We start from the raw sequence: 6,458 nt of genomic DNA, 5'->3' as shown, positions 1-6,458 counted from the left end.
GCGGCACCCACGATGTTTGCGTGCCGCTTTCCACCCCGCCCGGGCGGTTAAAGTGCGGGTTTTGCCACCAAGCGCGCAGATCCTTGAAGCGAAACACCCACGGTTTGGCGGCAGCGCCATCGGTGATGGGCGTTCGGACCTGCGCAGTGCGATCCAATGCGTTGGCGTAAAACCAGTCGAACCCCTCGCCGCCGGTGATGTTCGATTGCAGATAGGCGCGGTCATAGATAGCCGGGGCGAGGATCGCATCGGCATGATCAAAGCCGTCGCGCCAGTCGGACAGCGGCATGTAGTTGTCGATGCCGATGAAATCGATATTGGCATCCGACCAGAGCGGGTCGAGGTGGAAATACACGTCGCCAGAGCCATCGCCGGGGTGGTGGCCGAAATACTCTGACCAATCGGCCGCATAACCAATCTTCGGCCCAGCGCCGAGGATTACCCGCACATCAGCTGCGAGGCTTTTGAACGCCGTGACAGCGGGATAGCTGCTGGCCCCAGAGCGGATGGTGGTGAGACGGGGCATTTCCGAGCCGATCAGGAAGGCATCGACGCCACCAGCGGCTTTGCACAGATGTGCGTAATGAAGGATCATCCGGCGCAGGGACCATTCGCCAATTGGGCCGGTCCAGCTGACGGATTCGCCAGAGACGCTGAAGTTCGCAGGCATCGCGGTGCCGAACAGGGATGAGACTTGCGTGGCTGCCGTTGCGGTTTTGTCCACCGAACCCGCGAAGCCTGCTGCAGGTGAGCAGGTGATGCGCCCGCGCCAAGGGAACGTCGGCTGACCGATCCCGGAAGCATTGGCGCTGTAAGGATTGGGTTTGGTGTTGCCGGGTGGCACGTCCATGAGGATGAAGGGATAGAAGGTGACGCGCAGGCCCCGCGCCTTCATTTCCTTGATCGCCTGCACCACGGCAAAGTCGGCAGGCGTGCCGCCGTAGACAGGGCGGTCTTCGGCGTCGCGGCTGACCAAAAAAGCACTGGCGCGCGAGACGCCATTGACCGACCACGCCGAGGGTGTCGTGGTCTTTGCTGAGACCTCGACGCCAGGCCGCACTTTGCAGGATCCTGCGCGGAGATCATCGCCGAACCACGCCACGACCAGAGAGACGCTTTCCACCGCAGGGGCCATGGATTGCAGGCGGTCCAGCGCCACAACGATATCGGCAGTATCGGAAATGGCATTCAGGTTTTCCGCGACGGTCGCGCCACCGGAACCGCTGGATTTCTTGACCGGCGCGGTCGCGTAGCTGAATTCACCCGAAGCTGGGATCAGCGTCACCGCCTTGACGAGCCCCTCGGCGGTGTCGGGATCAGCCAGGGGCCGGAACACTTCAAAGCTGATCTGTGGCAGGCGGTTACCGAAGCCGCTGAGGGCCAGTTCTTCAAATACCACATAGGCAGTGCCGCGATAGGCGGGCGTATTGGTGGCACCCATCTTGGCCGCAATGAATGGATCGGGGCTTTGCGCCTCATCGCCCGGGTACCAGCGCCATGTGACGCCGGACATATCCATTACCTTGCCGTCCGCCCACACGCGGCCAATGCCGGTGATCTCGCCCTCGCACAAAGCGACTGCGAAAGACGCATAGTAGAGGTACTCCGTCGTCTTGACCTTCGGCCCGCCACCTTTACCGCCACCTTGGCTGGTGGTTTTGGTCTCTTCGCGGAAATCAGTCGCCCATATGATATTGCCGCCAATGCGCATCCGCCCGAAAAGGCGCGGGATTACGGCCCCTTCGGTCGACGAGGTGATACGCAGGCTGTCCAGCCGCGCGCCCTCGATGCGTTGGGCCGGTGCCAGCGATGACACGATCCAGCTGTCGACCACGGAGCCCACGGTCGAACCGATAAAACCACCGATGGCAGCGCCAGAAAAGCCAAGGATCGTGCCGCCGAAGCCAGCACCAATTGCGGAGCCGACGGCCCCGAGAACTAAAGTTGCCATTATGAAGATCTCAGATGCTGCTTGGGAGCGGAAACAGGAAGGCAAAAGCAATGCGCCGCCGCCAAGTGGGGGTCAGGACTTCCTCGACCACGCCCAGCCGTTCATAGGCATGGATGAAGCGGTCAGGCGCGGTGAGGATCCCGACGTGTTTGGCGATGGCGCGCGGGGCCATTCGAAACAGGACCAGCGCTCCGTGACCGGCTTCAGAGGGCGCGACCTCCCGCATCATCTTGCGCGCGCCGTCTGCCAGAACTTCACGCGGACCGGTCTCGCCCCAATCCCGGCTGTAGGGCGGGATCGGGAAGGGTTCATCCCCGACCACCTCGCGCCACACTCCGCGCGCAAGACCGAGGCAATCGCAGCCGACACCGCGCAGGCTGGCCTGGTCGTGGTAGGGCGTGCCGAGCCAGCTGCGGGCAGTCGCAATGACCAGTGCTGGATCGACGGCCATCATAGGACGCTCCCGTCATGACCGCCGTCTTGGCTGGCATAGCGCAGCACGGCATCTTGCCCTGGGATGTTGGGGAAGCCACGAAAGTTGGGCGTATTGGCAAACTTCGCGCTACAGGTGGCAATGCGCTTGTCGCAGCCTGCGCGCGCGATGAATCCGTCGCCCATGGTGATGGCGCGCACCGGTGCTTCCAGCAGAGTGAATGTCGCGATGCCGCTGTGCAATGCGTGCGCCAGAACTTCAGTGATGCGTCCGACGTTCGCCCCACCTGTCCAGGTCAGCGTGCCGGATGTGAACCATCCTGCGTCAAAACCGGATAGCCCCGAGGCCATGAACGCGCGGTCGCGCAGCAGGTCGGTGACCACGCCAGCACCCTTGTAGATGGCGTTTTCCAGATCAATGCCACAGCGCGCATCGCCCAAGCGCGCATACACCCCGCCTGAAACGTCCGCCCGACGGTCTGACCCAACACATGTGCCATTGACCGCACCTCCGCCACGAAGGCCATGCGGCCGCGCCGGATTTGTCCCACAGCACCCCGGCGCAAGAGCACGCGCTGGCCGGGATCGGCCCAGTTCACCCGCCAAAGTTCCACTCCGGCATTGTCCCAGCGGCCATCAAGAATGTCGGTTTCGGTGATCCGGTCGGAAGTCAGCACGCCGCTTGCGTCCTGCGCATCGACGGCCAGATCGGAGCCGGAGCGAATTTCCGACGCGGCTAACCCGCTCTCCGGTTCAAACGCGGTGCCGTCGAAACTGAGCGTGCGATCATGATCGGTGAAGCCGAGCGCAACACCATCAGACCGCGAAATCCGCCAGCACCAGGACAGGGTGGTGGTGCCATCATCGAGGTGGGCCTGCAGCGCAGGCGAGAGGGTTTTCATCTGCGGATCTCCAGAAGAGGGATGGACGTGATCGATCCGAGCCGCTCAAAATCGAGGGTCACGTCGAGGGTGTCGCTGTCGAAGCGGACCGGCACATCGAATTCGAAACCGGCGCGGACGATGACGCCATTGGCCGGAGCGATGGTGAAGGTGATGACGCCGGTGGTCGCATCCAGCGTCCAGCCCGACATCTGCTCAACCATGCCCAGTGCGACACGAACGCTTCCGGCGACGGGCTTGGCAATGGTCCGGACCCAGCTTTGCGCGCCGGAGATGTAGCGTTTGGCCAGCTGGAAGGTTTTCAGACTGCCAGTTCCGGTCCCGATCTGCTGGTCAATCGCGGTGATCGCCTGCGACGGCAGGCAGGATTTGTAATCGGCCCAATCCTTGTAGCGAAACCCGTGCAACCGACCGTTGCGGGCCTCGAAGAACGCCACCACCGCTGCCAGATCGTCGGCGCGGCGGATCCCATAGGCGACATCATACCGGCGGCGAGAGTTGGCCCAGCTGGCGTTGCGTTCCTCGTCGCCGCTTGCCAGTTCAACGACCTGAGTGCGCCGCTCGGGCCCACCGCGTGCGCCACGGCTGATATTGTCGGGGAAGCAAACCTCGTGAAACGCCATTACATCCCCCTCCGGCCCAGTGACACGGCGCGGGCAATGTCTGCCGCCACCTGAGTGCGCGATTGGCGGAAGCTTTCGGCATCGCGGGCCATGATGGTGACGTTGACGTTGGGGGCGCTGGACTGACCATAGCCAGCCGCCTCCCGGCGCGACAGCACGCGCTCGCCCCGTTGCAAGATCGCTGGAACCTCGTCCGGTTTCAGTCCTGCCCAGCCGCCAGAGTGCATGCGCGGTGCATTGGCAAAAGCCAGTGCTGGCACCATGCGGCCAGGCGTTGGAGCCCCAACAACACCGCCTGCGTGGAGGACGTTGGCAAACAGGCCACCCGCGCCGCCCAGCGCACCTGACAGAGCGTTTGCGATGGGGCCAAGGATGAAGCGCCGTGCTGCCAGCTTGGCCAGATCGGCGATCATCGAGGTGACGAGATCGCGAAAATCCAGCTTGCCGGTTTTCACGAACTCGCCCACCGCGTTCTCGGCCGAGGTGAAGGCCCCGACCAAAGCGTTGCCGATATCGCCACCGATATCACGTGCCTTGGCGGCATAGTCGGCTAGCGCTGCGGTGACTGCGCCCCAGCCGGTCGCGGCGTGCTCCGCGCCCTCGGCCGCTGCCGCCCCGGCAGAGCGTGCGGCAGCTCCTGCACCACCGGCAGCGACGGCAGTGTCGTCCAATCCCAGCCCGAGCGCGTCAGCCGAGGCCGCGGCATCGGCCAGTGCGGCTTCAGCTTCGGCACCGGAGCCTGTCACCGCGTCTCGCAGCGCTTGCCAACTGGCAAGCGGGCGGCCCGCGGCGTCGGCAAGCATCCCTGCGGCCTCGCGGTAACCGTCGGCGCGGGCGCGGGCGTCGTCGGCCATTGTGCCAAGACCGAGGTCAGGTGGTTCCAGATAGGTGCGAGACAGCGCGGCGGAGAAGGCATCGGCTGCGGCGGCACCCGCTGCCGTTGCCGCACCTGCAAACGGGTTACCGATCCGCGCCAGGTCCACTGGATCCAGCGTGCCGATCCTGATGCCACCTTCACCTGTTGCCCATTCCGGCAGCAGCGCCAGAGCTGTGTTCAACCCGTTGATGAAACTGTTGATGCGGGTGACGACGCCGTTCAGCATCGCTTCAACGCCGGAAATCAACCCGTTCGCGGCCTGAAAGGCAAAGTCACCAATCGCTCCGGGCAGACTGCCCCAGATCGCCACGGCTGCATCATAGGCCCCCTGGAAGATGGCCGCCGTCCGGTCGCCGAAACTGACGACACCAGCAATGGTGCCTTCGAGTGCAGAGAGCTCGGCCGCTTTCAGCCCCTCCCAGCCAGCAGCCATATTGGCAAAGGCGGCGTCGAGCGACAGGCCGATGCGCGACCACAACTCCTTGGCCAGATCGCCCAGCAGCCTGAACGCTTCGCCCACGCCGCCGACCCGCGTGACAAGTTGCGAGAATTGATAGACCAGCTCACCCGCGCCGACAATCAGCGCGCCGATGCCGGTGCGGATCAGTGCTCCACGCAGGAAGACCAATGCTGTGGCGAGGCCACGCACGGACAGGGCAGCCGCCGCCATGCCCGCCACCCAGCGCCCGGCCATGATGCCTGCGAAAGTCGCAGCATAGGTGGTCAGCCGTCCGACGTTGTCGAACAGCGACGTGATTGCGCGCCCAATAGGACCTGTCGCGCGCGCCATGTCAGCGAGCTTTGTCGCGATAGTCTCAAGCGCTGGTGCGACGGCGACGGTCAGGCGGTTGACGAGACCGGTCCAGATCAGGCTTAACCGGGCGATGGCATCGCCGGTGCGCTCGATCTGGGCGGAATCACTGGCGCTGACGGCAACCCCGAAATCCCGGATGTCTTGCGCAGCCTCTCGCAGCGTGACGGAATCGATGCGTAAGAAAGCCAATGCTGCCCGGTCGCCGAAAAGGTCCGATGCGACGGCAGCCCGTTCCGCCTCGGGCACGAACTGGTTCAGCGCCTCCTGAATGGCGATGATGCGCTGGTCCAGCGGCAGGGCCTGCAACTGCGCCGCGGTCAGGTTCAGCCGCTGCAGGGCTTTTACGGCAGATCCCGATCCGGTGGCCGCTTCCGACAGGCGCGTGGTCAGTTTCTTCGTCGCCTGCTCGATCTCGCCCATCGACACGCCCGCGAGCTCCCCGGCCCATGTCAGGGTCTGGACGCTTTCCACCGTGGTTCGCATTGATTGGGCGAGCTTGGCCTGCGCGTCGACATTCGCAAGGCCAGAGCGGATCATCGCCACGCCAGCAGCGGCGGCGGCGACGGTGACCGCCGCCAGCGCAATCCCGGCCTTGCGGGCAAAGCTGCCAAGACGGGCATTGGCCAGTTCCATCTCGGACGACAGACGGCCAAGACCGCGCGATCCTGCCTCGCCGATACCTTCCAGCTCGGCGCGTACCTGGCGGCCGCCTTCGGCGACAAGGCGGACGGAGACGCGTTTTTCTGCCATGGAACAGGATCCTTGAAATTCGAAGTGGAACGTCTTACGTTTTGTTTATCGATCTAGAGGGGGTATGATCATGTCGGAGACAGCAATCCTGTCCACTAAGTTTCAAATC

At 64.1% G+C, this 6,458-nt stretch carries 4 protein-coding genes and 1 pseudogene; all 5 read right to left on the bottom strand.

All coding sequences use genetic code 11. From position 1 onward, the window contains the following. On the bottom strand, window positions 1-1,951 hold a 1,951-nt coding region (locus AKU94_RS06465), incomplete at its 3' end, for a baseplate multidomain protein megatron (protein ID WP_198144854.1). A 10-nt stretch (window positions 1,952-1,961) separates the two neighbouring features. Beyond that, the gene (locus AKU94_RS06460; protein ID WP_198144855.1) at window positions 1,962-2,402 is read right to left on the bottom strand and encodes an NlpC/P60 family protein; all 441 of its coding nucleotides are present in this window, start codon (window positions 2,400-2,402) and stop codon (window positions 1,962-1,964) included. After that, window positions 2,402-3,285, bottom strand: a pseudogene (locus AKU94_RS06455) (DUF2163 domain-containing protein). The gene AKU94_RS06460 and the pseudogene AKU94_RS06455 overlap by 1 nt, the downstream one beginning before the upstream one ends. Beyond that, window positions 3,282-3,908, bottom strand: coding sequence for a DUF2460 domain-containing protein (locus AKU94_RS06450; RefSeq protein ID WP_050526497.1), 627 nt, complete (start codon window positions 3,906-3,908; stop codon window positions 3,282-3,284). Before AKU94_RS06450 ends, AKU94_RS06455 begins: the two are co-directional and overlap by 4 nt. Continuing rightward, window positions 3,908-6,349 carry a phage tail tape measure C-terminal domain-containing protein gene (locus AKU94_RS06445; RefSeq protein ID WP_050526496.1) on the bottom strand — a complete coding sequence of 814 codons (2,442 nt, stop codon included), beginning with the start codon at window positions 6,347-6,349 and terminating at the stop codon, window positions 3,908-3,910. Before AKU94_RS06445 ends, AKU94_RS06450 begins: the two co-directional genes overlap by 1 nt. Between the last annotated feature and the right edge of the window lie 109 nt (window positions 6,350-6,458).

Source organism: Pseudorhodobacter aquimaris (assembly GCF_001202025.1).
Classification (GTDB): Bacteria; Pseudomonadota; Alphaproteobacteria; order Rhodobacterales; family Rhodobacteraceae; genus Pseudorhodobacter; species Pseudorhodobacter aquimaris.
This window is presented reverse-complemented; position numbering and strand designations above follow the sequence as displayed.

Coding starts and splice junctions, on each gene's coding strand:
- AKU94_RS06460 (WP_198144855.1), bottom strand. CDS start 2,402: ATGGCCGTCGATCCAGCACTGGTCATTGCGACTGCCCGCAGCTGGCTC.
- AKU94_RS06450 (WP_050526497.1), bottom strand. CDS start 3,908: ATGGCGTTTCACGAGGTTTGCTTCCCCGACAATATCAGCCGTGGCGCA.
- AKU94_RS06445 (WP_050526496.1), bottom strand. CDS start 6,349: ATGGCAGAAAAACGCGTCTCCGTCCGCCTTGTCGCCGAAGGCGGCCGC.